The sequence below is a fragment of the Anoxybacillus sp. ST70 genome (genome assembly GCF_019553625.1).
Lineage (GTDB): Bacteria > Bacillota > Bacilli > Bacillales > Anoxybacillaceae > Anoxybacillus > Anoxybacillus gonensis.
On the sequence record NZ_JAHZOF010000003.1, the window covers coordinates 142,682 to 168,339 of the forward strand.

At 41.7% G+C, this 25,658-nt stretch carries 27 protein-coding genes and 1 pseudogene; 24 read left to right on the forward strand and 4 right to left on the reverse strand.

Annotated features, from left to right (window positions below):
• Nucleotides 1-3: 3 nt before the first annotated feature.
• Both lhaT and ypjB read left to right on the forward strand, forming a co-directional pair.
• Nucleotides 4-573: a lipoprotein heptaprenylglyceryl N-acetyltransferase LhaT gene (lhaT, locus tag K1I43_RS06495; RefSeq protein ID WP_019417606.1), complete on the forward strand. Its 570-nt coding sequence runs from the start codon at nt 4-6 to the stop codon at nt 571-573.
• A 66-nt stretch (nt 574-639) separates the two neighbouring features.
• Complete coding sequence (gene ypjB / locus K1I43_RS06500) at nt 640-1,413, forward strand: sporulation protein YpjB (protein ID WP_019417605.1); 774 nt, start codon at nt 640-642, stop codon at nt 1,411-1,413.
• A 22-nt stretch (nt 1,414-1,435) separates the two neighbouring features.
• On the opposite strand, the gene K1I43_RS06505 is transcribed toward ypjB, so the two are convergent.
• Nucleotides 1,436-2,296, reverse strand: coding sequence for a YitT family protein (locus K1I43_RS06505; RefSeq protein ID WP_033383406.1), 861 nt, complete (start codon nt 2,294-2,296; stop codon nt 1,436-1,438).
• A 118-nt stretch (nt 2,297-2,414) separates the two neighbouring features.
• Here K1I43_RS06505 and K1I43_RS06510 point away from each other — a divergent pair, with 118 nt between their 5' ends.
• The 15 genes from K1I43_RS06510 to K1I43_RS06580 all read left to right on the forward strand — a co-directional run bounded on the left by K1I43_RS06510 (nt 2,415) and on the right by K1I43_RS06580 (nt 15,746).
• Nucleotides 2,415-2,747: a nucleotide pyrophosphohydrolase gene (locus K1I43_RS06510; RefSeq protein WP_026011653.1), complete on the forward strand. Its 333-nt coding sequence runs from the start codon at nt 2,415-2,417 to the stop codon at nt 2,745-2,747.
• Nucleotides 2,744-3,538: a 4-hydroxy-tetrahydrodipicolinate reductase gene (gene dapB / locus K1I43_RS06515; RefSeq protein ID WP_009373653.1), complete on the forward strand. Its 795-nt coding sequence runs from the start codon at nt 2,744-2,746 to the stop codon at nt 3,536-3,538. Before K1I43_RS06510 ends, dapB begins: the two co-directional genes overlap by 4 nt.
• Before the next feature lie 13 nt (nt 3,539-3,551).
• On the forward strand, nt 3,552-3,959 hold the full coding sequence (gene mgsA, locus K1I43_RS06520; RefSeq protein ID WP_009373651.1) for a methylglyoxal synthase: 408 nt from the start codon (nt 3,552-3,554) through the stop codon (nt 3,957-3,959).
• On the forward strand, nt 3,959-4,651 hold the full coding sequence (gene bshB1, locus K1I43_RS06525) for a bacillithiol biosynthesis deacetylase BshB1 (RefSeq protein ID WP_009373649.1): 693 nt from the start codon (nt 3,959-3,961) through the stop codon (nt 4,649-4,651). Before mgsA ends, bshB1 begins: the two co-directional genes overlap by 1 nt.
• Nucleotides 4,648-5,778 carry an N-acetyl-alpha-D-glucosaminyl L-malate synthase BshA gene (gene bshA / locus K1I43_RS06530; protein ID WP_019417601.1) on the forward strand — a complete coding sequence of 377 codons (1,131 nt, stop codon included), beginning with the start codon at nt 4,648-4,650 and terminating at the stop codon, nt 5,776-5,778. The genes bshB1 and bshA overlap by 4 nt, the downstream gene beginning before the upstream one ends.
• Nucleotides 5,778-6,971, forward strand: a complete 1,194-nt coding sequence (locus tag K1I43_RS06535; protein WP_019417600.1) for a CCA tRNA nucleotidyltransferase — start codon at nt 5,778-5,780, stop codon at nt 6,969-6,971. The genes bshA and K1I43_RS06535 overlap by 1 nt, the downstream gene beginning before the upstream one ends.
• The gene (locus K1I43_RS06540) at nt 6,932-7,921 is read left to right on the forward strand and encodes a bifunctional biotin--[acetyl-CoA-carboxylase] synthetase/biotin operon repressor (protein WP_019417599.1); all 990 of its coding nucleotides are present in this window, start codon (nt 6,932-6,934) and stop codon (nt 7,919-7,921) included. The genes K1I43_RS06535 and K1I43_RS06540 overlap by 40 nt, the downstream gene beginning before the upstream one ends.
• A 223-nt stretch (nt 7,922-8,144) precedes the next feature.
• Nucleotides 8,145-8,975: a 3-methyl-2-oxobutanoate hydroxymethyltransferase gene (panB, locus tag K1I43_RS06545; RefSeq protein ID WP_026011652.1), complete on the forward strand. Its 831-nt coding sequence runs from the start codon at nt 8,145-8,147 to the stop codon at nt 8,973-8,975.
• 1 nt (nt 8,976) lies between these two features.
• Entirely contained in the window at nt 8,977-9,825 is an 849-nt protein-coding gene (panC, locus tag K1I43_RS06550; protein ID WP_026011651.1) for a pantoate--beta-alanine ligase, read from the forward strand.
• Nucleotides 9,826-9,837: 12 nt separating this feature from the next.
• Nucleotides 9,838-10,221 (forward strand): aspartate 1-decarboxylase, encoded by a 384-nt coding sequence (panD, locus tag K1I43_RS06555; RefSeq protein WP_009373643.1) that lies wholly within the window; start codon nt 9,838-9,840, stop codon nt 10,219-10,221.
• Between the two features lie 53 nt (nt 10,222-10,274).
• Nucleotides 10,275-12,920, forward strand: a complete 2,646-nt coding sequence (dinG, locus tag K1I43_RS06560) for an ATP-dependent DNA helicase DinG (protein ID WP_019417596.1) — start codon at nt 10,275-10,277, stop codon at nt 12,918-12,920.
• Nucleotides 12,921-12,973: 53 nt separating this feature from the next.
• Complete coding sequence (locus tag K1I43_RS06565) at nt 12,974-13,714, forward strand: ComEC/Rec2 family competence protein (RefSeq protein WP_019417595.1); 741 nt, start codon at nt 12,974-12,976, stop codon at nt 13,712-13,714.
• Nucleotides 13,715-13,899: 185 nt separating this feature from the next.
• On the forward strand, nt 13,900-14,070 hold the full coding sequence (locus tag K1I43_RS06570; protein WP_006319505.1) for a YpmA family protein: 171 nt from the start codon (nt 13,900-13,902) through the stop codon (nt 14,068-14,070).
• Between the two features lie 6 nt (nt 14,071-14,076).
• Nucleotides 14,077-14,565, forward strand: a complete 489-nt coding sequence (locus K1I43_RS06575) for a cell wall elongation regulator TseB-like domain-containing protein (RefSeq protein WP_033383404.1) — start codon at nt 14,077-14,079, stop codon at nt 14,563-14,565.
• Nucleotides 14,562-15,746 carry a pyridoxal phosphate-dependent aminotransferase gene (locus tag K1I43_RS06580; protein WP_019417592.1) on the forward strand — a complete coding sequence of 395 codons (1,185 nt, stop codon included), beginning with the start codon at nt 14,562-14,564 and terminating at the stop codon, nt 15,744-15,746. Before K1I43_RS06575 ends, K1I43_RS06580 begins: the two co-directional genes overlap by 4 nt.
• Before the next feature lie 38 nt (nt 15,747-15,784).
• Here the strand turns inward: K1I43_RS06580 and K1I43_RS06585 are convergent, their stop codons facing one another.
• Nucleotides 15,785-17,317 carry a coiled-coil domain-containing protein gene (locus K1I43_RS06585; RefSeq protein ID WP_019417591.1) on the reverse strand — a complete coding sequence of 511 codons (1,533 nt, stop codon included), beginning with the start codon at nt 17,315-17,317 and terminating at the stop codon, nt 15,785-15,787.
• Between the two features lie 192 nt (nt 17,318-17,509).
• Here K1I43_RS06585 and K1I43_RS06590 point away from each other — a divergent pair, with 192 nt between their 5' ends.
• Both K1I43_RS06590 and K1I43_RS06595 read left to right on the forward strand, forming a co-directional pair.
• On the forward strand, nt 17,510-18,139 hold the full coding sequence (locus tag K1I43_RS06590; RefSeq protein ID WP_019417590.1) for a BMQ_0737 family morphogenetic spore coat protein: 630 nt from the start codon (nt 17,510-17,512) through the stop codon (nt 18,137-18,139).
• 98 nt (nt 18,140-18,237) lie between these two features.
• Nucleotides 18,238-18,816 (forward strand): hypothetical protein, encoded by a 579-nt coding sequence (locus tag K1I43_RS06595; protein WP_019417589.1) that lies wholly within the window; start codon nt 18,238-18,240, stop codon nt 18,814-18,816.
• A gap of 39 nt (nt 18,817-18,855) precedes the next feature.
• Here K1I43_RS06595 and K1I43_RS06600 read toward each other — a convergent pair whose 3' ends face one another.
• Complete coding sequence (locus K1I43_RS06600; protein WP_019417588.1) at nt 18,856-19,335, reverse strand: hypothetical protein; 480 nt, start codon at nt 19,333-19,335, stop codon at nt 18,856-18,858.
• Between the two features lie 508 nt (nt 19,336-19,843).
• Between K1I43_RS06600 and asnS the strand changes: the two genes are divergently transcribed.
• The 5 genes and pseudogenes from asnS to K1I43_RS15855 form a co-directional block, all read left to right on the forward strand.
• Nucleotides 19,844-21,136, forward strand: coding sequence for an asparagine--tRNA ligase (asnS, locus tag K1I43_RS06605; protein ID WP_026011650.1), 1,293 nt, complete (start codon nt 19,844-19,846; stop codon nt 21,134-21,136).
• 67 nt (nt 21,137-21,203) lie between these two features.
• Complete coding sequence (locus K1I43_RS06610) at nt 21,204-21,875, forward strand: DnaD domain-containing protein (protein ID WP_019417586.1); 672 nt, start codon at nt 21,204-21,206, stop codon at nt 21,873-21,875.
• Between the two features lie 13 nt (nt 21,876-21,888).
• On the forward strand, nt 21,889-22,539 hold the full coding sequence (gene nth / locus K1I43_RS06615) for an endonuclease III (protein ID WP_026011649.1): 651 nt from the start codon (nt 21,889-21,891) through the stop codon (nt 22,537-22,539).
• Nucleotides 22,540-22,845, forward strand: coding sequence for a hypothetical protein (locus K1I43_RS15640; RefSeq protein ID WP_255571917.1), 306 nt, complete (start codon nt 22,540-22,542; stop codon nt 22,843-22,845).
• A 5-nt stretch (nt 22,846-22,850) separates the two neighbouring features.
• Nucleotides 22,851-23,030 (forward strand): annotated as a pseudogene (locus K1I43_RS15855) (YpoC family protein); the annotation flags it as partial.
• 22 nt (nt 23,031-23,052) lie between these two features.
• On the opposite strand, the gene K1I43_RS06625 reads toward K1I43_RS15855, so the two are convergent.
• Nucleotides 23,053-25,647 carry a transglycosylase domain-containing protein gene (locus K1I43_RS06625; protein ID WP_019417583.1) on the reverse strand — a complete coding sequence of 865 codons (2,595 nt, stop codon included), beginning with the start codon at nt 25,645-25,647 and terminating at the stop codon, nt 23,053-23,055.
• Nucleotides 25,648-25,658: the final 11 nt, after the last annotated feature.

Consider the following 25,658-nt stretch of genomic DNA (forward strand, 5'->3'; position numbering starts at 1 on the left):
TATATGCTACACATACGTACTTTGTTAATGCATCGGTCGTTTCTTATGCTTTTGTTAATCGTGAATGTCATTGGAACGATTTACGGTTACATATGGTACGGACCGCAATTGTCGGAAACGCCAACGATCTTTCTTCCGTTTGTCCCAGATAGTCCGACAGCGAGCTTATTTTTCGTATTTGTTTTAATGGCGTGGCTTCGTCATACGCATTGGCCGTTTATGGAAGCATTAGCCGTTGTGACGCTTGTGAAATATGGCATTTGGGCGGTTGTGATGAATATGCTTGTATTTGTTGTGACTGGCCAGCTCGGCTTTGCAGGGTGGATGCTCGTTATCTCGCACGGAGCGATGGCGGTGCAAGCGTTGTTGTATGCTCCACACTATCGCATGTCGTTCGTTCATGTTGTTGTCGCAGCCATTTGGACGTTGCATAACGACGTCATTGATTACGTGTTTGGCATGATGCCACAATATCACATGTTAGCGCAATATACGTCACAAATCGGCTACTTTACGTTTTGGCTCAGCATCGCTTCTATTGCCGTTGCGTACATTTTTTCACATCGGCGATAAATCATGGTCTATGTCTCTTTTTGCGGTCATATATTCAATAGTAAGATCGTAAGGAGGGACAAGGAGATGCGCATTCGACTCGTCGTGATGTTTATCATCATTTATTTATTTCCGTATACAGTATATGCAACCGGTCATGAATGGGACAAACTAGATCAAATTTCTGACGAAGCGCTTCAGCTAACAAAAAATGACCGTTTGCAAGAAGCAAAGCAGTTATTGGAATACTTTGAACAACAATTCACATTGTTTCGTGAAGATATTCATTCGATGGATGTTATATATGTGTTAACAGCTACACACGAAGAAGCGTTGAAAGCGGTCACAGCATCGAGTGTACCGATGGAACAACGAATCAACCAATTGACACAATTTCGGCTTGCGGTCGATGCTGTTCACGCTAAACATCAACCTCTTTGGAAAGAAATGAAAAATGTTGTCATGTCCGCGTTTGACAAGATGAAACAAGCGATGGAGCGAGAAGACGAACAATCGTTTCAACAAGCGTTTCATCAATTTTTACAACAATACCAACTCATTGAACCGAGCGTGAAAATTAACGGTGATCGTGAACAAGTACAACGTGTATCTGCCCATATTTCTCTTTTGGAAGCGCCTGCTTTTCGTCAATTGCATGCAACAGAGCGAATGAAAGAGTTGCGGCAAATGGAAGAAGATTTACAAGCGTTGTTTGCGGACGGAAAAAAAGAAACGGCACTTCCTTCACTTTGGTGGGTGATGACGTCGATCGGTGGCATGATCGTGATGACGTTAACGTATGTAGGGTGGCGAAAATACCGTGGTGAAAAAGAACGAAAAATGGTAAGGGATAAACAATAAAAGCGTCCAACATCGGACGCTTTTATTCATGTAGCGGTTGTTTATTTTCATCTAACGTAAATCCTTCACCGTGCACATCATGCACATCGCTAATCGCAACGAACGCATACGGATCAACGGACGTGATGATCGCTTTTAAACGGGATAATTCGTTTTTCGCTACGACGCAATATAAAACATCTCGTTCACGTTTTGTGTAAGAGCCGATTCCTTTTAAAATCGTAACCCCTCGTTCCATTTCTGTCATAATTTTTTCGGAAATTAAGTCGCTTTTTTCAGAAATAATGGTTGCCCCTTTTGCTGCGTATGCTCCTTCTTGTAAAAAGTCGATGACGCGCGCACCGACAAACACCGCAACGAGCGTATACATCCCTTCACGATAAGGTAAATACGTAAGCAACGAGAGAAAAATGACGCACGAGTCAAATAGAAACATCGTTTTTCCCATACTAATGCCTTTATATTTATAAACGAGCCGAGCGATAATATCGACACCGCCTGTTGTTCCTCCATAGCGGAAAATAATACCGAGACCGACCCCGATAAAAACACCAGCAAACAAAGCGGCTAATGTGAGGTCGTTATTTAACGGAATGTGAAATCCGTATCGTTGAAAAATCCAAAGAAAGACAGATAAACTAACCGTTCCGAGAATCGTATAAAAAAACGTCGTCCGTCCGAGCAATTTCCACCCGATAAAAAAGAGAGGAATATTCAATACTAAGTTCGAAATCGAAGGATCGATCCCAAACAAAAAGTATAAAAGAAGGGTAATCCCTGTAAACCCGCCTTCTGCTAATTTATTTTCCATATTGAAATGGACAAGTCCAAACGCAAAAATAGCCGAGCCTAGTAAAATAAATGCTACATTTTTCAGCTTCATCAACTTCACCCCTTGAATATGACTGCGTTTTTTATTATAGAGGAATGTGATCATACCCGTCAAAAACATTTGTCAAACGTCCCACTTTTAGCTAACATGAATGTAAGAGGTGAAAGTCATGGAAAAAACGATGCGACAACTGCAACAAGAAGTGGACGAATACATTGGACAGTTTAAAGAAGGATATTTTAGCCCGCTAGCGATGCTCGCCCGTTTAACGGAAGAATTGGGGGAACTCGCTCGTGAAGTCAACCATTATTATGGAGAAAAACCAAAAAAGAAAACGGAGCAAGAAAAAACGATTCAAGAAGAACTAGGTGATTTATTGTTTGTCCTTATATGCATGGCGAATTCGTTACATATCGATTTACAAGAAGCACATGATGCGGTCATGCATAAATTTCAAACGCGAGATCGCGATCGTTGGACAAGAAAGGAAGAGGAACGATGATTCGAATTGTCATTGCTGGACCACGTGGACGAATGGGACGAGAAGCTGTTTCCCTCGTTCATCATACAGAACATTTTGAACTTGTGGCGGTTGTAGACCGAATGAACGAAGGAAAAACGTTAGCGGAACTTGACGGCTTTCCTGCGATAGAAGCGCCAATTTTTACAGATTTAGAACGGTGCTTGCAAACGGTACAAGCCGATGTGCTCATTGATTTGACAACGCCGGAAGTGGGAAAACGTCATACAGAAATAGCATTGCGTTATGGCGTTCGACCTGTTGTTGGCACGACAGGATTTACAGAAGATGATTTAGCACGTTTAACAAAAATAGCGGAAGAGAAAAAAATAGGTGCGATTATTGCGCCAAACTTTGCGATCGGTGCCATTTTAATGATGAAATTTGCGCAAATGGCGGCCAAATATTTTCCTCACGTAGAAATCATTGAACTTCATCACGATCAAAAGCTTGATGCTCCATCCGGTACAGCGTTAAAAACAGCTCAGCTCATTCAGCAAGTACGCTCTTCGTTTATGCAAGGGCATCATGCGGAAAAAGAGACGATCGAAGGTGCTCGCGGTGCATTATATGATGGCATGCGCATTCATAGTGTTCGCTTGCCGGGGCTTGTGGCGCATCAAGAAGTCATTTTTGGTGGCGATGGACAGACGCTCACCATTCGTCATGATTCGTTTAACCGCGCATCGTTTATGTCAGGCGTTCGCTTTTCTGTTGAAACGGTGATGAAGCTAGAAACGCTCGTATATGGATTAGAGCATTTAATTGAATAAGGAGGCGAGGACATTGAAAATCGCATTAATTGCGCACGATAAGAAAAAAGAAGATATGGTACAATTTGCGACGGCATATCAACACATTTTAGCTGAACATGAGTTATATGCAACAGGTACGACAGGATTGCGCATTCAAGAAGCGACGGGTCTTTCTGTCCATCGCTTTCAATCTGGCCCGCTTGGCGGCGATCAACAAATAGGTGCGATGATCGCAAATAATGATATGGATATGGTGATTTTTTTTCGTGATCCATTGACTGCCCAACCGCATGAGCCGGATGTGAGCGCGCTCATCCGCCTTTGTGACGTGTATGCCATTCCGCTAGCGACGAACATGGGAACAGCAGAGGTGCTCATACACGGCTTAGAGCGCGGCGATTTTGCATGGCGAAATATTGTGAAGCGAGGAAAAGAATGATGCATATGTTAGCGTTTGGCGCTCATCCAGATGATGTAGAAATCGGAATGGGCGGAACGATTGCGAAATACGCTCAACAAGGGTATGACATCGGCATATGCGATTTGACGCTAGCGGAACTTTCATCGAACGGAACGATACATACTCGGCAACAAGAGGCGAAGCGGGCAGCCGACATTCTCGGCGTTCGCACGCGTATACAGCTACAACTTCCTGATCGTGGATTAACGATCCAAAAAGAGCATATTGATCCGATCGTGACTGTCATTCGTACGTATCGGCCGCGCATCGTATTTGCACCATATTGGGAAGATCGCCATCCCGATCATGGGCAATGTGCGAAGTTAGTGGAAGAAGCGGTGTTTTCAGCCGCTATTCGCCGTTACGGAGAACTTCCTCCTCATCGTGTGCAAGCGGTTTATTTTTATATGATTAACGGCTTTCATCGTCCTCAGTTTGTTATTGATATTAGCGATACGATCGACAAAAAATTGGCGAGTTTACGGGCGTACGAAAGTCAGTTTGAACGAATGAGCGGTTCAGTTGACACGCCGTTAACAAACGGCTATATTGAAACCGTTGAAAGCCGCGAGCGATTGTTCGGAAAAGAAGTAGGTGTTTCGTTTGCGGAAGGATTTATTTCGAAAAAACCACTTATACTTGCACATGATTTGTTAGGGGAAGAACGATGAAACTGAAAATAGGAATTGTTTGTTATCCGTCGGTTGGCGGCTCTGGAGTCGTTGCGACGGAATTAGGAAAAATGCTTGCCGAACGCGGTCATGATATTCATTTTATTTCTTCAAGCATTCCGTTTCGGCTAAATAAAGTGTATCCAAACATTTATTATCATGAAGTAACAGTCAATCAGTATTCTGTATTTCAATATCCGCCATACGATTTAGCGTTGGCGAGTAAAATCGCGGAAGTGGCAAAGCGGGAGCAGCTAGATATTATTCATGCACATTACGCTGTTCCGCACGCCCTTTGCGCCTTTTTAGCAAAGCAAATGGTCGGCGACCATTTAAAAATTGTGACGACGCTACACGGGACAGATATTACCGTTCTTGGATACGACCCGTCATTAAGCGACTTAATTAAATTTGGTATCGAACGATCAGATGTGGTAACGGCGGTATCGAATGCGTTAGCCATTCAAACGTATGAGCTACTTGACGTACAAAAGCCTATTCAAACGGTGTACAACTTCGTTGATGAACGTGTATACAGCAAACAGCGAAATGATGAACTTCGGCGTCAATACGGCATCGCCCCGCATGAAAAAGTGGTCATTCACGTATCGAATTTTCGCAAAGTGAAGCGGGTATGCGATGTCGTTCGCACGTTTGCGCTCGTCGTGAAACAAGTCCCGGCGAAATTGCTTCTTGTCGGTGATGGACCGGAAATGACGGTCGTTTGTCGCCTTGTAAAAGAATTAAAACTATGCGACCACGTTCGCTTTTTAGGAAAGCAAGAAAACTTAGCGGAGTTATATTCCATGAGCGATGTAAAATTGTTATTGTCAGAAAAAGAAAGTTTCGGTCTCGTCTTGCTTGAAGCGATGGCATGTCGCGTTCCTTGTGTAGGAACGGCGATTGGCGGCATTCCTGAAGTAATTGAAGATGGAAAAAACGGCTTTTTATGTGCGCTCGGTGATATAAACGAAGCGGCGCATCATACCGTTCGCTTATTGACGGATGAAGCTCTTCGGGAAACGATGGGACAAAAGGCGTATGAAACGGTGTATGAAAAATTTTATTCCGAACGAATTGTGGCACAATATGAACACATTTATTTTCAACTTAAAGGGGATGAATGATGAACGAACAATTTCGACAGGCGCTTTCTGTCATTGAAACATTAAAACGTCACGGGCATGAAGCGTATTTTGTCGGCGGTGCCGTTCGTGACTATATATTGCAAAGACCAATCGGAGATATTGATATTGCGACATCCGCCCATCCGCAAGAAGTGATGGCCATCTTCCCGAAAACCGTTCCTGTTGGTATTGCCCACGGAACAGTGATGGTCATTGAGCGCGGGATTTCATATGAAGTGACGACATTTCGAAAAGAGGGGCGTTACGAAGATTATCGAAGACCGAAAGACGTCACGTTTGTTCGTTCGCTTTATGAAGATTTGCAGCGGCGGGATTTTACGATGAACGCCATTGCGATGAATGAACACGGCGAGATGATCGATCCGTTTGGCGGAATCGAAGCGTTAAAACAACGCATGATCGAAACGGTTGGCGATGCGGCCGAGCGATTTAACGAAGATGCGTTGCGAATGATGCGCGCGCTTCGATTTGTTAGTCAGCTTGGCTTTTCTTTATCGCCAAACACAAAACAAGCGATCATGCAATACGGTCATTTACTGCAACATATTGCAGTTGAGCGCATAGCGGTTGAATTCGAAAAATTGTTGCTCGGCCCATTTATGTCTAAAGCGATCGAGCTTTTTATCGAAACGAATTTATTTTTGTACTTGCCTGAGCTTGCGACGAAAAAAGGAGAGCTCGCTCAACTAGGGGCTTCTCCACTTGTGCCAGCTCATCGCATTGAAGCGTGGGCGCGATTAGCATCTGTCGCTCATTTTCAAAACCAACAATTGAAAAAATGGAAATTGCCGAACCACCTCATTCGCGACGTGTCGATTTGCTTAAAAGCGCTCGAACATATTCGCTCCTTTGAGGATTGGACAATCGATGCGCTGTATAAGTACGGACCGTATATTCCGCATATCGAGCGTACACGCGCAGCGCTTTATGGTGACGAACCGCATGTGTCTCTGTTAATGAAACAGTGGGAAGCGCTGCCGATTCGCGATCGGAAAGAGCTTGCGATCAACGGTCACGATTTGCTTGCATTATTTGAAAGAAAATCTGGTCCGTGGTTAGCTGAAATGATTGAAAATATGGAGCGTGCCGTGCTGCATCGTCAAGTGGAAAATGAGAAAGAGAAGTTAAAGGAGTGGGCGGTGTGCAATCAGAAACGAGAAAACAACTGCTGAAACTATTTACAGAAGCAGGAGAGTCATTTTTATCGGGACAAAAAATTAGCGAACAGCTCGGTTGCTCACGAACCGCGGTTTGGAAACATATTGAAGACTTAAGAAAAGAAGGGTTTGAGGTCGAAGCGGTTCGACGGCTCGGCTATCGTCTAAAACAAATGCCTGACAAACTAAACGCGAATGAATTACAACTTGGTTTAAAAACGAAACGTTTTGGTTGGAACGTATACGATCAAGAAAGCGTGCCGTCAACGCAACAATTAGCCCATCAACTTGCGCACGAAGGTGCCGAAGAAGGAACGATTGTCATTGCCGAGGAACAAACAGCAGGGAGAGGACGTTTAAACCGGTCATGGCATTCACCGAAAGGAACAGGCATTTGGATGAGCATTATTTTACGTCCGTCCGTTCCACCACAACAAGCACCTCAGCTGACGCTTTTAGTTGCTGTTGCGGTTGCCCAAGCGATTCAAGAAGTAACAAATATCGTACCGGACATTAAATGGCCAAACGATGTATTAATCAACGGGAAAAAAGTTGTGGGCATTTTAACAGAATTGCAAGCGGATCCCGATCAAGTGCGAGCAGTCATCGTCGGCATTGGCATGAACGTCAATCAAACACAATTTCCGAGCGATATTGCTTCGATTGCGACGTCGCTTGCGATTGAAACAGGACGAACGTTTCATCGACCGAAAATTGTTCAAACGTTATTACAAAAATTAGAACAGTTATATGAACAATATTTACAACACGGATTTTTACCCATTAAACTGTTATGGGAAGGTTATTCCGTAACGATTGGTCAACAAATTGTAGCGCGTACGCTAAATGGAGCGATTCGCGGTGTTGCACTCGGCATTACAGATTCCGGGACATTAAAAGTACAAACAGAAGACGGAGCGATCCATTACGTCTACTCAGCGGACATTGAAATAAAAAAACAGTAGGAAAATTTCGAAATATTTGTTAAAATGAAAGCGGTTGAAATTGGGCAGTATCTTTGTAAGAACTGCACCACGCAGACGATATGTTTAACATGGTTTCTGCCTTGATCCGATGAAGCGGACGGGGACAGAGGGATGGAGCGAAACAAAAAGTCCTTCTTTCTCGATTTTGGCAGAAAGAAGGCTTTTTTTATCCATTTCCTCTGCATATGAGAGGAGGATGTATATGAAAACAAAATTAGATTTTCTTCGCATGAAAAAAAATCACGAGCCAATCGTTATGCTGACTGCTTACGATTATCCGTCAGCCAAGCTTGCTGAAGCCGCCGGGGTTGATATGATTTTAGTTGGCGACTCGCTCGGCATGGTCGTATTAGGATACGACTCAACGATCCCAGTCACCGTTGAAGAGATGATTCATCATACGAAAGCGGTTCGACGTGGTGCGCCGAATACGTTTATCGTGACAGACATGCCTTTTATGTCCTATAGTACGGTGAACGACGCATTGCAACATGCAAAAGCGATCATGCAACAATCAGGTGCAAATGCTGTAAAAGTCGAAGGAGCAGGCACAGCATTACAAGTGATTTCTGCTTTAACAGAAATGGGAGTTCCTGTTGTTGCCCATCTTGGCTTAACGCCACAATCGGTCGGCGTATTAGGAGGATATAAAGTGCAAGGAAAAGATGCCGAAAGTGCAAAGCGTCTTTTAGAAGAAGCGAAAGCGTGTGAGCAAGCAGGAGCGATTGCGCTCGTGTTAGAATGTGTGCCGAAACAACTTGGAGAGGCGATCACGAAACAACTAACCATTCCGACGATTGGCATTGGAGCGGGAGTTGGTACTGACGGACAAGTGCTCGTTTATCACGATGTGCTTGGATATGGTGTAGACCGTGTGCCAAAGTTTGTTAAACAATATGCGAACGTTCAACAAACGATGCAACAAGCGCTTGCGGAGTATGTTGCCGACGTCAAAACACGTCAATTCCCGAGCGATGAACAATCATTTACGATGAATGAGCAACAATGGATTGCATTGTATGGAGGGAAATAAGGTGGTTATCATCGAAACAATTAAGCAAATGCAAGCGCATATCATTGCTGAACGACAAAAAGGAAAAACAATCGGTTTTGTACCGACGATGGGTTATTTACATGAAGGGCATGTCGCATTATTACAACGAGCACGCCAAGAAAATGACATCGTTGTTTTAAGCATTTTCGTCAATCCGCTCCAATTTGGACCAAATGAAGATTTCGATCGTTATCCGCGCGATTTTGAACGCGATTGTGAAATGGCTAAACAGGCGGGCGTCGACATTGTTTTTTATCCATCAGTCGATGAAATGTACCCACACGAGCCATCTGTGACGGTGAAAGTGCATGAGCGCGTCGATGTGCTTTGTGGAAAATCGCGCCCAGGTCATTTTGATGGTGTGGCGACGGTTGTGACGAAACTATTTCACATCGTCATGCCACATCGTGCCTATTTCGGAATGAAAGATGCGCAGCAAGTCGCTGTGATCGATGGGCTTATTCGAGATTTTCATTTTCCGATTGAGCTCATTGCTGTTCCGACCGTTCGTGAAGAGGACGGACTTGCTAAAAGCTCGCGCAACGTGTATTTAAGCGAACGGGAGCGACAAGAAGCTCCTGCATTATATGCTGCTTTACAAAAAGGAAAAGCATTCATCGAAGCGGGAGAACGCGACGTAGAGAAGGTACGACAAGCCATTGTACATCATATCGAACAACATACAAGCGGTGTGATTGATTACGTTGAAATTTATTCGTATCCTGAGTTAAAGCCAATTCAAACGTTACAAGGAAATATCATTATTGCGCTCTCTGTGCGGTTTACAAACGCTCGTTTGATTGATAATATCGTTATGAACGTACAATAAGGGGGAAACATCATGTTTCGCACATTAATGAACGCTAAAATTCACCGTGCTCGCGTAACGGAAGCGAATTTAAACTATGTTGGCAGCATTACGATCGATGAAGATATTTTAGATGCAGTCGGCATGGTTCCAAACGAAAAAGTGCAAATTGTAAATAACAATAACGGTGCACGATTTGAAACATATATTATTCCAGGAGAAAGAGGGAGCGGTGTATTTTGCTTAAATGGGGCAGCTGCTCGTCTCGTTCAAAAAGACGATGTCATTATCGTCATTTCATATGTGCTCGTACCAGAAGAAAAAGTAGCTTCACACCGTCCGAAAATCGCGATTATGGACGAGCATAATCGCATTAAAGAGCTTATTGTTCAAGAGCCGGCGGCGACCGTTTTATAACGGGAGCCATGCCGCCTCTTTTTATTTGTGATACACATGCGAGGTGGAGAAATATGAATGATCGCTTTGTCGTCGTCGATATTGAAACGACAGGAAATGCCCCGAAAAAAGAAGATCGCATCATTCAAATTGGTTTTGTCGTCATCGAGGGCGACAAAGTTAGCGAACGTTTTTCAACATTCATTCAGCCTGAACGGGACATTCCGCCATTTATTCAACAGTTAACAGGCATTGATCATACGATGGTGCACGATGCTCCTCCGTTTCATCATATTGCACCGATGCTTGTTGAAAAATGGGAAGGAGCTTATTTTGTTGCCCATAACGTTCATTTTGATTGGGCGTTTTTGCAAGAGGAATTTATTCGTAGCGGCGTACAACCACCGACATGTCGGCTTTTAGATACGGTAGAGCTCGCACGTTTTCTCATGCCGACACAATCAAGTTATAAGCTTAGCCATTTAGCTGAATCGTTGTCGCTTGCGCACGATCGGCCACATCAAGCCAATTATGACGCGGAAGCGACTGCCCAACTTCTTCTTTTTTTACTTCGCAAGCTATCTCGTTTACCGCTTGTGACATTAAAGCAACTCCGCCGGCATAGCCAACCGTTAAAAAGCGAGCTGACCGCTTTGCTAAACGAGTTTATTGCAAAAAAAGAACGCACGGTTCAACCGGATGACTCAGTCGTTGAATATGAAGGAGTCGCTTTAAAAGCATGGTTTTTACCAAAACATGAAGATCGGAATGAACATGTTCCGTCTTTTTCAGAATGGCTTGCGACAAACCCGTTTGTTGCGCCATTTGAATATCGCGACGGGCAACAGCAAATGATGATCGATGTAAACGAAGCGTTGCAAACGTGTCAACATGCGCTCATTGAAGCAGGAACAGGGGTTGGAAAAACGATCGCTTATTTGCTTCCTGCAGCGTTTTATGCAGTAACCCAACAGCGCCCTGTCGTCATTAGCACACATACGCTCCAACTGCAAAAACAAATGATTGAAAAAGAATTGCCACGCGTCGCTAAGCTCGTTCCGTTTTCATTTACAACCGCGATGTTAAAAGGAAAAAGAAACTATATTAGCGTGCGAAAATTTGCTCGTACGTTAAAACATGTCGACACAAACTACGATATCGCTTTGACAAAATGTCAATTGCTCGTTTGGCTAACGGAAACGGAGACAGGAGATGTCGATGAATTAAACTTAACTGCAGGGGGCGCGCTATTTTGGGAAGAGGTGCATAGCGATGAAACAAATGAAGAGCACGATTTTTTTGTGCGCGCCAAAGAAAAAGCGAAACACGCACATGTGATTATTACAAATCACTCGTTCGTTATGCATGATTTAACAGCAGACGAAAAGTTTTTGCCGCCACACGAACAGCTTATTATCGATGAGGCGCATCATTTAGAAGACGTCGCTGCCCATTTTTTCGGTCGGCACGTGTCATATGAGTACGTTCGGCTATTATGGACGCGGATGAACGATATGGCGACGATGCACCAAATGGGTGCGCTTCGCTCGCTTCTTGGAGATTTGGAATATGAACTAAATCAACTGTTTCAATCTCTTCGCCATTACGTACTGCGCCGACAAAAAGGGGACGGTCGCATACGTTACCGTTTCGTTCCTTGGAAAGAGTATGGGGAAGAATGGAACGGGACGATAGAATTGCTTATGCGTATTATGAGCGATGTACAGCAACTGTCACATATGATGAACGATGTTCCGAAAGAAGATGTCAAACCTTTTACAACATTTGTAGACGTTTTATATACGTTACAACATTTACTAACGAGCGACGATGATGACATCGTGCGCTGGCTAGAGGTAGATACAAAAGCGGCAGTCAATGCGGTTACGGTTATTTCACAGCCGCTTGATTTAGCTCCGTTTTTTGCAGATCAACTATTTTCACGTAAGCGGAGCGTCATTTTAACATCCGCTACGTTAACGACAAACAATCGTTTTTCGTTTATAATTGCGCGGCTTGGTCTCGACGATTTTTATCCGTTTACACGCACCATTCCGTCGCCATTTTCATATGAAAAACAAGCGGCGCTTATGGTTCCGACCGATTTGCCGACGTTTCCTTCAGCTACTGTTGAACAATACGCTGAGCAAGCGGCACAACAAATTATACGCATCGCTAAACATACGAAAGGACGAATGCTCGTATTATTTACGTCATATGAGCTATTGAAACAAACGTATGCATTTGCTAAACAGCTCAATGATGAACAATCATTTGTATTGCTTGCGCAAGGAGTAAGCGGAGGCAATGCTGCGAAATTAACACGCCATTTTCAACAGTTTGAGCAAGCGATTTTATTTGGTACAAGTAGCTTTTGGGAAGGAGTAGACCTTCCGGGAGATGAAGTGACATGCGTCGTTATCGTTCGTTTACCTTTCGCTCCACCAGACGATCCGGTCATGGCGGCAAAAAGCGACTATATTCGTTCAAAAGGAGGCAATCCATTTTACGATTTATCGTTGCCACAAGCGATTTTGCGCTTTAAACAAGGATTCGGGCGATTAATTCGCACAAAAGAAGATCGTGGCATCATTTTCGTTTTAGACCAACGTTTATTAACGGCATCATACAGTAAATATTTTTTGCAATCTTTACCGCCTATCCGTGTATATCATGCGCCGCTTGCGGAACTTTTACAACATGTAAATGAGTGGCTATAATTTTCCCTTCATCGGTGAAAAATAAAAGGGGTAGATGAAGGGAGTGGGCGGTTTTGCAGTGGGCGTTATTATTTTTGCTACTCAATAGTTTAATGCATCCTTCTACGACAGGAGAGCATATTCAAAAAATTGATATGATGCTTGAAGAAGAAGAAATGGCCATTATTTTTTTGCCGCTTAGTAACGGAGAAGCGACGTTATTTAAACATGCAAGCGGAAAGACGATATTGTTCAATACAGGTGCCCCACATACAGAACGGGAACTAAAAAGATGGTTTGAACATTTTCATATTACTGAAATTGATGAACTCATCCTCACGAGCGATGATGAAGAGTATGTGGGGAATGTAAAATGGATTGAACAAACGTACGGTCCGAAAATTGTGAATGAATGGGAAGAACAAAAAGTGTATGAGCCGTTTCCGCATTTTCGTATGCAGCCGCTCTATATTGCCCATGGGGATGTGACGATGTCGCTTCAATATGGCCAGCTTCGCCTTTTATATATGGCGCACGCTGATCATCATGTCGAACGAACATTGATGACGATGCCGCTTAGCGATGTAAACATATTGAAAATTGCTCATTTCGGCCTCTATGATTATCCGCGGACATCTTTTTTAAAACATGTTGATCCGCAAGTAGCTATCATCTTTAAAAAGCACGGAAGTTGGCCGAATGAGCGATTGCTTGAACGGTTGTACGCAGCTTGGATTGACTGTTATGAGACGAATCGTTTCGGAGTGATTGTTGTGAAATGTAATTTACACGAATATGACGTCATGACGTTTTAAAAAAAGGGCCAACGTTCGGCCCGCGGTGTGTACGATAGGAATTTTTTTTATTTCAAATTGACCAATGTAGGAAACCGTTGCTACAATGAAGATGTTTATACACTAAAATCGGTGTGTAGTTGTATTGTTTCCGTTCGCAATAAACGATATAAGTAACAAAATTTGTGCGCATGGAGGATCGGATCGTGGAAAGTAAAATTGAAGTATTAGCTACTGTAAAAGTTGAATACTCATCAGATTTATACAAAATTGTCGATTGTTTAAATCGGACGTTAAAAGAAAAAGACTTAATGTTCGGGCTCGCGCTTGATGAAGAAAATAAAGAAAAGGCCGTGTTTACGATTTATCGAACGTAAGAAGGGATGAGGGTGAGAAAAATAATCATTGCTTTCGCGTGCGTTTTGTTCGCTGCGTTATCGCTATATATTCATGCATATAGTGAGGCGGTATCGTCTAAAAATGAAAGCGAACAACGTGCAGTGAAACAAGCGGAGAAAAAAGGAATTGTTCAAGTGACTGACGTATATACGTATCGAGGAAACGATGTATACGTCATTGTGACAGGGAAAGATGATGAAGGTGAACAATGGATCGTTTGGGTGACAGAAAAAGGGAAAGTGGCTGTGATGCATCGGGCTTCAGAAGGAATAACGAAACAAGAAGCGTTATCTTCCGTTAAGCCGTATCGTCCAAAAACAGTCATTTCTGTAAAATTAGGAATGGAAAAAGGGATCCCGCTTTGGGAAATTACATATATTGACGAACAAAACCGTTACTCGTTTTATTACGTTCGTTTTGAAGACGGGGCCTTTTTAAAAAGATATCATTTGACGAGGGGGAAGGATGTATGAAATTAGCGAAACGCGTCGCCGCATTAACGCCGTCATCAACGCTTGCCATTACGGCAAAAGCAAAAGAATTAAAAGCAGCAGGGCACGATGTGATTGGGCTTGGTGCCGGTGAACCAGATTTTAATACACCTCAACATATTATGGAAGCTGCTGTAAAAGCGATGTACGACGGACATACAAAATATACGCCATCCGGTGGATTAGCGACGTTAAAACAAGAGATTATAAAAAAATTTCAACAAGATCAACAACTCGATTATAAACCGTCGGAAATTATCGTATGTGTTGGAGCAAAACATGCGCTTTATACGCTATTTCAAGTTATTTTAGACGAAGGCGATGAAGTCATTATTCCGACGCCGTATTGGGTTAGCTATCCAGAGCAAGTAAAACTAGCAGGTGGCGTCCCTGTTTACGTGGAAGGGCTTGAAGAAAACGAGTTCAAAATTACACCGGAGCAGCTAAAACAGGCAATAACAAATCGGACGAAGGCGGTGATTATTAACTCGCCAAGCAATCCAACGGGCGTCATTTATACGAAAGAAGAGCTACAGGCGCTCGGTGAAGTATGCGTAGCCCACGACATTCTCATCGTTTCTGATGAAATTTATGAAAAGCTCGTTTACGGTGGACATGAACACGTTTCAATTGCGCAACTTTCACCGGAATTGAAAAAACAAACGATCATTATTAACGGCGTGTCCAAATCACATTCAATGACAGGATGGCGAATTGGCTATGCAGCAGGCGATGCCGACATCATTCGTGCGATGACAGACTTAGCAAGCCATAGCACATCGAATCCAACATCGATTGCTCAATATGCAGCGATTGCCGCATATAGCGGACCGCAAGAGCCAGTAGAACATATGCGTCAAGCGTTTGAACAACGTTTAAACATTATTTACGATCGCCTCGTTCAAATTCCAGGGTTTTCTTGCGTGAAACCACAAGGCGCATTTTACTTGTTCCCGAATGCAAAAGAAGCGGCGACGATGACTGGATACGAAAACGTTGATGCGTTTGTCGAAGCGTTGCTTGACGAAGCGAAAGTGGCGCTCGTGCCAGGTTCAGGTTTCGGTGCGCCAAATAACGTGCGTTTATCCTATGCAACATCACTTGATTTGTTAGAAAAAGCAATCCAACGAATAGAATGGTTTATTAGTGAGAAAGTAAGATAATCAAACGAAAGGGAGGAAAGTATCCTCCCTTTTCGAGTTTATGGCTTTGTTAGTTTTACTCTCTCAAATAAAGCAAGCAACCATGATCTTTTTCTCTCATGAGTGGTTTCGCTTTCAGTGTTTATGTTTTCACTTTCTTCGTTTAGCTGTAATAGCGTTTGAGAAGAGTTTTTTTTATCTAACATATTTTTTAAGTCCGTTTTTTCAAAAGTATAATCCGTTCTAGGAATAGTTAGATTTAGGATAGGTTCTTCGGACACAGTATCAAAGGGGGGTTCGAAGATAAATTCGATAGTATCTTCTGAATTCTTTGATAATGAGTTGAGCACATCAGAAGAAGGTACATTTCTCACGTAATATTCAGTAGTTGACAACGTTAAATTAGATAATTGTTCGTCGTCGTCCTCTTTGTTTTTAGACCGAATATGTGTTATATTGCTCTTATCGGTATTTTTAGGTTTTATTTGGTTTAGTTTCGACGGAGATGGTTGATTTTTTTTTTGTATGGGTGAAACGACAATCGGTTGGTTTGTTTCATTGCTGAACTGTTGAAGCTTCAAAAAACTGTTCGTAGGTGGAGTTGTTTTTGCCTCAGAAAAACCAGTCGTATCTTTTTCTCGCTCTGTTTTTTCTGTATTTGATCCTTTTTTTTGTTTGGAGAGCAGTTGAATGACATGCATTAACATCTCTTTCATCTCATTTATATCTGGGGTTGTATGTTCCTCTTTTTTCTTTTCAGCGCACTCAGTTAATTGTTTTAATTCAGAGATTTGATGTGCAATTTTTTCAATACCAGTAGAAAAATGAGCTGTTTTTTCAAAAAGGTTTTCAATTTCAATATGTTGGTGTGAAACTTTTTGCTTTAAATTGATAATATCATTTTGATTTTTTTGTTGCTCTTTGTCTAACCCGTTTAACATCGTTTCGAAGGTAGATATTTTATCTGCTAATGATTGCATTGCTTCTTTTAAAAGTTCAGTTTCTTCTTTTTGATTTGATAATTTTTTACTTATTTCTTCAACATGCCCTAATATTTTTTCGCCGCTTTTTTTAGAGAAATCATGTTCTTTTTCCATACTGTTAATCCTCTCCATGAACGATATAATAATTGATCGCAAAGAATGATGGTCTGCTAATTGGTTCTGATACTCATCTATTTCTTTCCTTAATGTGTGTGCTTGCTCCGTAATAATCTGCTTTTCATTTTCAAATTGATAATAAGTATCAAAAAAAAGTTGAATGCTTTCCTCAATTTTATCTAAATATCCCTTTAAATCTGAATAATATTCTTTTGTACTACTTTGTAATTGGGAATAACTATCCTTTATTTGTTGCACTTCGTTAATTAATTGTTTCATCTCATGTTTTTGGTTTGTAATTAGTTCGTTGGATTTTTTAAAAATATTTTTTAAGTTATTATTATCCGTTTTTAATTGATCGATTTGTTTATTTATATCAGCGAATTGTTGTTCAATTTGCATGGAAGCGATAATGGTTTTATATTTTTCTAATTCGGACTTTAAGTGAATGATTTTTTGTTCGAGCTGAATAGACTTGCTTTCTTTGTTCATGTTCTCACCACCTTTATCATTCATTCGTTAAAATTGTATGCATAGGGAATTTAAAGTTTGACTGCGTGATAAAAATAATTTGGTTAAATAAAATGCATCTACAACTGAAAATAGGCGTTTGTTTTGGCACGCCTTTAAGTAAATGACATAGTATAGAGTAGTCTTAAAAAATGATGAAAGGAGATTACACTAATGCCGATTAATTTAGAACAGTTTGCCCAAGAATTTAGCCCTGAGTGTATTCAAGTATGTAAAGTTTATGATTGGACAACAAACGTTATATCACTTACTCAAGAACTCACATTTACTTTTCCTACAGGATCTCTTCCGTCAACAATTTCTCAAGTTAATTGTGCAACTACTCTTTTAGAATGTGTAGAAGATGGGCCAAGACGAGATATTGAGTGTGTGGTTGGAGATGAACGTGTAACATTACAAGTTGTTACATTAAGTAAGACGATTCAAGTTATTTTAGAGGTGACAGGGACAACAACAACAGGTACGCAAACAACGGTAACGAGTAATCCAACATTAATTACAACGAGTGAAGAAGTCATTCTTTGTGCACCTGAAGGAACAACAGTATGTTGTAATGCTACACAAAATACGTTCAATACTTGTCGTGTTGGCTCTTTTACAAGAAATGGCGATACAATAACAGCTACAGTACTCATTCGTGTATGCCAAAATATCGTTGTAACGTTTGAAGTTATTTTGGAAGTAGCAGCTAAGTTTTGTCAACCTCGTCCGAAAATTGTTTGTGAAGAAGAGTGTCCAGTTGATGTATTTCCACCACAATGTCCATCCATTTTTCCAATGTGATAAAGTATGAAAACAATTAGAAAAGGGGATTTTTCTCCCCTTTTCTTCATACATATGGGAGAGAAACATATTTTTATGTTGTAGGGGAGAGAGGAAGAATGAAACATTTATTTGAGGACATTGAAAAAAAAATGCGCGTATTGGAACAAGAGTTTCAATTGGTCAATAAATTATTGTACGAAATGAAAAAAGAAAAGAATAACAATTATCCCTCATCTATTCAAGCGATTTCGTACTTTACTTATTCATTTATGTTACCAAGAAGAGAAAGCAAAGATGGTATGGTAATAGGGAATTTTATTATCCGTAATATGGGGTCTATCCCTCTCGATAATCCAGTCATTTGTTTGAAAATGATTCCAAAAGAGTATACAGGATTAACAGCCAAATTAGGGGAACATGTTTCATACGATCGTCGAATAAATCCCTTAGTAATGGAGGCTTGGCAATACATTGATGAAAATGCAGAACGTATTGCTGAAGAAAATGGAGAGTTTTGGATAAAACCTATTCAAATTCGTCAGATTAAAGAAGGGGAGCAACTCGCATTTGCTAATTTCCAAATTAAGTTAAGGTTTTCAGATGAAATCAATGCTTACAAAATATATGGTTTTTTTTATTGCACACAATTTCCAAAAGGAATAAAATCGCTTAATGATATTATTATTCATGGATAATAAAATCGGCTGACTCGTACATGAGCCAGCCGATTTTTATTACGCTTCTCGGACGACTAGTGCGTTTAATGCCCGTGTTTCGGCAGTAATTGAACTTAGAACATTTAGAACACTTCCCGAAGCTTCAATGACAATGCGGTAAATGTGTGTTCCAATGCTAGGTGTATCGACCCATGTTAGATTAGGAATTAGAGTAGTATCAACAGCAACAGTCAATATAGGGAGAAGAGATTCGATATCTAATTCTGTAACCGTTGTAAATGCTCCTCCATTTGTTGAGCGCTCTAAACGATAGGTGATTCCTGTTAATGATACCCCTGTTACAATAACTAATAAACTAAGTTCTAATTCCACCATAGAGTCTAATTTCACTCGGTCGTTGCTAAGGGTTGTGATAGGTTGTAAGCGAAGAACTTCAGTTACAGCAGTGCCGGCTACTGGGATTGTTATAGGTAAGTCTGTGGTAGATTGGGTAAAATACAGTTGAGGTAATAAACCACTATTACATAAACATGACATCTTATTTCCTTCCTTTCAAAAAGATTTATGCTTTCGCATCTAATGTATTAAATGAAAAAATAGAGAAAGTTGTTTCAGGCAACTATCTATTTTTTAAAAATAGGAAAAAAATAAATGAAGTTTAGCTGGTCTCTGCCTGGTGAAGAGACCAAACGAAGGAATGTTTGAACAAGGATGCGCAGAGACACGGGAAGGTTCGTCCTCATCAGATATGCAGAGATCCAAAGGCGCATTGTATATCAATCCTTCTCACTTGGGTGGAAATATAAAAATACCAAGTGTCCGTGAAGCTTGCCTATGGATTGTTATATATAAAAAAATGAAAAAGTGTGCTATGTACTTGATCAAAAAATTTTTTGGTACCCCTAAGATGTCAAGAAACCTGGATATATCAACATTTCTAGAGGGAGGGTCATTGTTTCTTCCTTGCTTGTGTTACATTTGAACAGTATAATATGAGATGTACACATACATAGTTTTTCAAGCAGATTGGTTGGAGGGACTTTTTGTGAAAACGACGATTGCAGAAGTACATAAATATGTAGGTCAAGAAGTAACGATTGGGGCTTGGCTTGCGAACAAACGGTCAAGCGGAAAAATTGCCTTTTTACAATTGCGCGATGGCACAGGCTTTATTCAAGGAGTTGTGGAAAAAGCGCAAGTGAGCGAAGACGTCTTTCAAGCGGCAAAAAGCATAACGCAAGAAAGTTCGCTCTATGTCACGGGTGTTGTGCGTGAAGATGCACGTTCGCCGTTCGGATACGAGCTTTCTGTCACAAACATTGAACTTATTCATATGGCTGTTGATTATCCGATTACACCAAAAGAACACGGGATCGAGTTTTTAATGGATCACCGTCATTTATGGCTTCGTTCGAAACGTCAACATGCGATTATGAAAATTCGCAACGAAGTCATTCGGGCAACGTATGAATTTTTCAATGAAAATGGCTTTGTCAAAGTCGATCCACCAATTTTAACAGGAAGCGCGCCAGAAGGAACGACAGAATTGTTCCATACGAAATATTTTGATGAAGATGCATACCTTTCTCAAAGTGGCCAGCTATATATGGAAGCAGCGGCGATGGCACTTGGCAAAGTGTTTTCGTTCGGTCCAACGTTCCGTGCTGAAAAATCAAAAACGCGTCGCCATTTAATCGAGTTTTGGATGATCGAGCCGGAAATGGCATTTTACCAATTCGAAGATAACTTACAAGTACAAGAACAATACGTATCCCATATTGTACAGTCGGTGTTAAAACATTGTCAGCTAGAGCTAAAAACGCTCGGTCGTGATACGTCTAAATTGGAAAATGTAAAGCCGCCATTTGCGCGCATTACGTATGATGAAGCGATTCAGCTTCTCCATGAAAAAGGATTTGACGACATTCAATGGGGCGATGACTTCGGTGCTCCACATGAAACGGCGATTGCAGAAAGCTTTGATAAACCGGTATTTATTACACATTATCCAACGACATTAAAGCCGTTTTACATGCAGCCGGATCCGAATCGTCCTGAAGTTGTTCTTTGCGCCGATTTAATTGCTCCAGAAGGATATGGAGAAATTATCGGCGGTTCAGAGCGCATTCATGATTACGATTTATTAAAGCAACGGTTAGAAGAACATCAACTATCGCTCGATGCGTATAAATGGTATTTAGAGCTTCGTCAATACGGCTCTGTGCCGCATTCTGGTTTCGGATTAGGTCTTGAGCGAACAATCGCGTGGATTTGCGGCGTCGAACACGTTCGTGAAACGATTCCGTTCCCGCGTTTATTAAATCGTTTATATCCATAATGAACAAATCCCCCGTGCTCACATGGGGGATTTGTTTTATGATATAATAGGGCGTGAGGTGTTTGACATGAATAATGAAATGATTCGTTTTTTCCGTACAGGAAGCATTGCCATTCCACGATTATTGTTAACGAACTATAAGACGCTTGGATTAAATGAAACAGAGTTTATGCTGCTTTTACACATTCATTCGTTTCTTGAGCAAGGCATTTCGTTTCCAACGCCAGATGAAATTGCGGCTCGAATGACAATTTCTCCAGAAATGTGCATGCAACAATTAAGAAAACTCGTTCAAAAAGGGTTTTTAGCCATTGAAGAACAGATGGATAACCATATTCGAAGTGAATGTTATTCGCTTGATCCGCTTTGGGAAAAGCTCATTCGCACAGTTTTTCAAGGACAAAAACAAGCGGAAGAACAAGAGGAGCAATTATATACTGTTTTCGAGCATGAGTTTGGTCGTCCGCTTTCACCGATGGAGTGTGAAACGTTAGCGATGTGGATGGATCAAGATGAACATGATCCGACGATCATTAAAGCGGCATTACGGGAGGCTGTATTATCTGGAAAACTAAATTTCCGTTATATTGATCGAATTTTATTTGAATGGAAAAAGAACGGCATTAAAACAATTGAACAAGCGCAACAACATGCAAAAAAGTTTCGCAAAAACCAAGGAAAACAAGATCAACCATATAAACCAACCGTTCCGATTTATAATTGGCTTGAACAGTCGTAGAAAGGATGGTTACATGCTAACAAAACAACAAATTCGCTACTGTTTAGACGAGATCGCAAACATGTTTCCAAATGCGCATTGTGAGCTTATTCATCGCAACCCGTTTGAACTGTTAATCGCCGTCGTTTTATCGGCGCAATGTACAGATGCGCTCGTCAATAAAGTGACGAAGCAATTATTTGAAAAATATAAAACACCAGAAGATTACGTGTCTGTGTCGTTAGAAGAGTTGCAACAAGATATTCGTTCGATCGGTTTATATCGGAATAAAGCGAAAAACATCCAGCAATTATGTCGAATATTAATTGAACAATATGATGGAAACGTGCCGCAAAGCCGCGAGGAATTAATGAAGCTTCCTGGCGTTGGGCGCAAAACAGCGAACGTTGTCGTATCTGTTGCCTTTGGCGTTCCTGCCATTGCTGTGGATACGCATGTCGAACGAGTAAGCAAACGGCTCGGTATTTGTCGCTGGAAAGATTCGGTGTTAGAAGTAGAAGAAACGTTAATGCGTAAAATTCCGAAAGAAGAATGGTCGGTGACCCATCATCGCCTTATTTTTTTTGGGCGTTATCATTGTAAAGCACAGTCGCCTAAATGCGACATATGTCCGCTTCTTCATCTTTGTCGTGAAGGAAAAAAACGGATGAAAGGAAAGATGTAAATGATCGTTCCAAAAACGTTTCAACATCCGCTCTTTTTTGCGACCGATACGGTCGATATCAAGACGCTTCAACCGTTTCCGATGATCATGAAGCATGTGCCGTTTTATTATGATATGACAAATGAAGAAAAGCCATGGCAACAAAAAGAACGTGCGCTTCCTGCCGTATTTCAGCTTTGGGAAGAAGAAAAACGTGAGCTTGCCCCGTTGTTTGCAAAACGTCAAGCGAAACAAGCAAAAGACGGGATCATTCGGGGGGAGGCTATTTTTTATGCGCGCTATATTGGCAGAACGAACGCCCAGTAGGAAATGTATGCTGCTGGGAAGAAGAAGTTTTATCTCTTCCGCTTCGACCGTTAAATGTCGTTGATCGGCTTTCCTTTATTTTCGCTCGACCGGCTCTTCATCATTCGTTTATTCAATTAGACGAATTATTTATCGAGCTTACGAAACTGTTTTATAAACAAATGGTTCAACAAAAAAGAGGCTGAGCATGTGCGCTCAGCCTCTTTCTTATGATTGACGATCGGTCGTTCCGTTATTGTTTCCGTTTCGTTGCTGGTTATTCGTCCCTGATGAATTGTTATTCGGATTGTTTGGTTCGTTCGGATTTGTCGGGTTTGTTGGCGTCCCCGGATTGCTTGGATTTGGCTCGCTCGGGTTTGTTGGATTTTCCGGGTTTGTTGGCGTCTCCGGGGTTTCTTCGTTTCCCGACTGTCCTGGTGACTCATTTTCGTTCGGTTGTTCCGGTTCTTCTTTTGGAATTTGCACAAGCGCTGTCGCTGGCGCGCTTTGTGTGCCGTCAGCTGTCACAACGTATACTTCAAACAAGTATACGGAGCCTTCTTTTGCGTCGACAGTTAGCTGTGAGTCTTTTGTTTTTGCGATCACTGTCGGGTTGCCACCGTCTACCGTTTGCCGTACTTCAAACGATACATCTTTTTCTGGGTCGATCGTATATGACCATGCGAGCGAAATCGTTTGTGTTGTTGGATCGTATTGCGCTCGTAAGTCTTTTACTGGTTCAATCACTTCCGGTTCATCTTCAGCCACTTCTGTCGGTTCTTCATAACCGCGAACGAAATATTCGTACGTAATTTCGCTTTCTGGCGTATGTTCGCTGGCGAGTTTCGGCGGATTCGTTCCTTTTTTCACCGCTAGTTTCACAACGCTTTTCGGTTGTTTAAAATCACCGCCACTGCCGTCGTCAATATGGGAAATGACGCGTTTAAACAACTGTTTCGCATATTGTTGTTCAGGCTTCGATAAATACGCTTCGCTACTTTTTTTACTAAAACCGGTCCAAATGGCAGCCGTATAGTTTGGCGTATAACCGACAAACCAGCTGTCAGGCACAGCCCCTCTTTGTAGACCATACTTGCGTCGGTCTTTTTCATCGTAGTTCGTCGTTCCTGTTTTTCCGGCAATATGAAGCCCTGGTACGTTCGCTGCTGTTCCTGTTCCAGATTGAACGACCGTTTTTAACATATCGGTAATCATAAACGCTGTATAATCTTTCATCGCCGCTTTTGGCTCTGGACGAAGATCGATTTCTGTTCCATCTGGAAACACCACTTTTTTCACCGCATGCGGTTCAATGTAAATGCCACCGTTTCCGAATGCGCTATATGCGCCAGCCATTTGTAGCGGAGATACCCCCTTGCCGACGCCGCCAACCGCATAGGCCTCATGCATTTCTTCAAAGCCCATGCCAAGCTTGTTCGCAAACTGTTTTGCTCGCTCTAAACCGACTTCTTGAAGCGCTTTTAAGGCAGGGATGTTTCGGGAACGAGCAAGTGCTGTTCGCATTGACATTTGTCCTTCATATTTGCCGTCCCAGTTTTTAATTGGCGTTCCATCAGAATATTGATACGGTTCATCTTTTAATTGATGATACGTTGACCATTTTAAATATTCAATCGCTGGGCCGTAATCGACGATCGGTTTAATGGTTGAACCTGGCTGTTTTCGTGTATCGGTTGCATAGTTAAATCCGAACGTAACACCTTCTTCTTTTTTCCGTCCGCCGCCAAGCGCCCGAATTTCGCCTGTTTTCGTATCTACGACCGCAATACCAGCTTGAAAATCAGCTTTATTTGTACGAATGACTTCATCAGAATTCAATAAATTCTCTACATATGATTGAGCGTTCGGATCTAATGTTGTATAAATGTGTAATCCGGCAGTAAATACATCAAGCCCTGTTTTTTCTGTTACTTCATCGATCACTTGATCAATAAAGGAATCGTACGGAATATCGCTTTGTTGTTTATTTTCTGTTAATAGCGATTGAACAGGTATTTTTTTCGCTTCTTCTGCTTCTTCTTTTGAAATAAACCCGTGTTTTACCATTAGCGACAATACTGTATTTCGCCGCTTTTCCGCCGCTTCTGGATGCGTAAACGGATTGTAGTTGTTCGGGCTTTGTGGAATGCCGGCGAGCAATGCCGCTTCCGGAAGCGTTAATTGCGATAAATCACTTTTGCCAAAGTACGTTTCCGCCGCTTTTGCGACACCGTACGCCCGATTTGAATAATAAATTTTGTTTAAATACATTTCTAAAATTTCGTGTTTCGAGTATTTTTGTTCAAGCCGAATGGCAAGCCATAGCTCTTGCACTTTTCGTTTTAATGTTTTTTCAGGCGTTAAAAAAGAAAGTTTGACGACTTGTTGTGTAATCGTACTTCCACCTTCAGCGCCAAATCCTTCGCGAATGTTTGCTAAAACGGCGCCGAAAAAGCGTACAATATCAAAACCGTGATGTTCGTAGAAGCGCGCATCTTCTGTCGCAAGCACCGCGTTCTCAAGCACTTTTGGAATATCGTTATACGATACGTAAATGCGCTTTTGTTGACCGAGCTCTGTTACTTTTTCGCCATTCACGTCGTACACGATCGAAGCTAAAGGATCGCGCAGCAACGTTTCATCGAGCGGCGGCGCATCTTTAATCATCCAAGCAAATGCGGCTACTCCAGAAAACATGCCAATGGTCATGATGAGCAACATGATCAACACAATTTTTTTCATCATCGAACGCCCTCGCTCTCGCGGACGTTGTTTTTTTTGTTCTACTTGTTTTCGTTCTGTTCGTGAACGATAATTCGCCATATCGTTCCTCC

Bases quoted from the DNA above. Each gene is read 5' to 3' on its own strand.
- lhaT (WP_019417606.1), top strand. From the start codon at position 4: ATGCTACACATACGTACTTTGTTAATGCATCGGTCGTTTCTTATGCTT.
- ypjB (WP_019417605.1), top strand. From the start codon at position 640: ATGCGCATTCGACTCGTCGTGATGTTTATCATCATTTATTTATTTCCG.
- K1I43_RS06505 (WP_033383406.1), bottom strand. From the start codon at position 2,296: ATGAAGCTGAAAAATGTAGCATTTATTTTACTAGGCTCGGCTATTTTT.
- K1I43_RS06510 (WP_026011653.1), top strand. From the start codon at position 2,415: ATGGAAAAAACGATGCGACAACTGCAACAAGAAGTGGACGAATACATT.
- dapB (WP_009373653.1), top strand. From the start codon at position 2,744: ATGATTCGAATTGTCATTGCTGGACCACGTGGACGAATGGGACGAGAA.
- bshB1 (WP_009373649.1), top strand. From the start codon at position 3,959: ATGCATATGTTAGCGTTTGGCGCTCATCCAGATGATGTAGAAATCGGA.
- bshA (WP_019417601.1), top strand. From the start codon at position 4,648: ATGAAACTGAAAATAGGAATTGTTTGTTATCCGTCGGTTGGCGGCTCT.
- K1I43_RS06535 (WP_019417600.1), top strand. From the start codon at position 5,778: ATGAACGAACAATTTCGACAGGCGCTTTCTGTCATTGAAACATTAAAA.
- panB (WP_026011652.1), top strand. From the start codon at position 8,145: ATGAAAACAAAATTAGATTTTCTTCGCATGAAAAAAAATCACGAGCCA.
- panD (WP_009373643.1), top strand. From the start codon at position 9,838: ATGTTTCGCACATTAATGAACGCTAAAATTCACCGTGCTCGCGTAACG.
- dinG (WP_019417596.1), top strand. From the start codon at position 10,275: ATGAATGATCGCTTTGTCGTCGTCGATATTGAAACGACAGGAAATGCC.
- K1I43_RS06575 (WP_033383404.1), top strand. From the start codon at position 14,077: ATGAGGGTGAGAAAAATAATCATTGCTTTCGCGTGCGTTTTGTTCGCT.
- K1I43_RS06580 (WP_019417592.1), top strand. From the start codon at position 14,562: ATGAAATTAGCGAAACGCGTCGCCGCATTAACGCCGTCATCAACGCTT.
- K1I43_RS06585 (WP_019417591.1), bottom strand. From the start codon at position 17,317: ATGAACAAAGAAAGCAAGTCTATTCAGCTCGAACAAAAAATCATTCAC.
- K1I43_RS06590 (WP_019417590.1), top strand. From the start codon at position 17,510: ATGCCGATTAATTTAGAACAGTTTGCCCAAGAATTTAGCCCTGAGTGT.
- K1I43_RS06595 (WP_019417589.1), top strand. From the start codon at position 18,238: ATGAAACATTTATTTGAGGACATTGAAAAAAAAATGCGCGTATTGGAA.
- K1I43_RS06600 (WP_019417588.1), bottom strand. From the start codon at position 19,335: ATGTCATGTTTATGTAATAGTGGTTTATTACCTCAACTGTATTTTACC.
- K1I43_RS06610 (WP_019417586.1), top strand. From the start codon at position 21,204: ATGAATAATGAAATGATTCGTTTTTTCCGTACAGGAAGCATTGCCATT.
- nth (WP_026011649.1), top strand. From the start codon at position 21,889: ATGCTAACAAAACAACAAATTCGCTACTGTTTAGACGAGATCGCAAAC.
- K1I43_RS15640 (WP_255571917.1), top strand. From the start codon at position 22,540: ATGATCGTTCCAAAAACGTTTCAACATCCGCTCTTTTTTGCGACCGAT.
- K1I43_RS06625 (WP_019417583.1), bottom strand. From the start codon at position 25,647: ATGGCGAATTATCGTTCACGAACAGAACGAAAACAAGTAGAACAAAAA.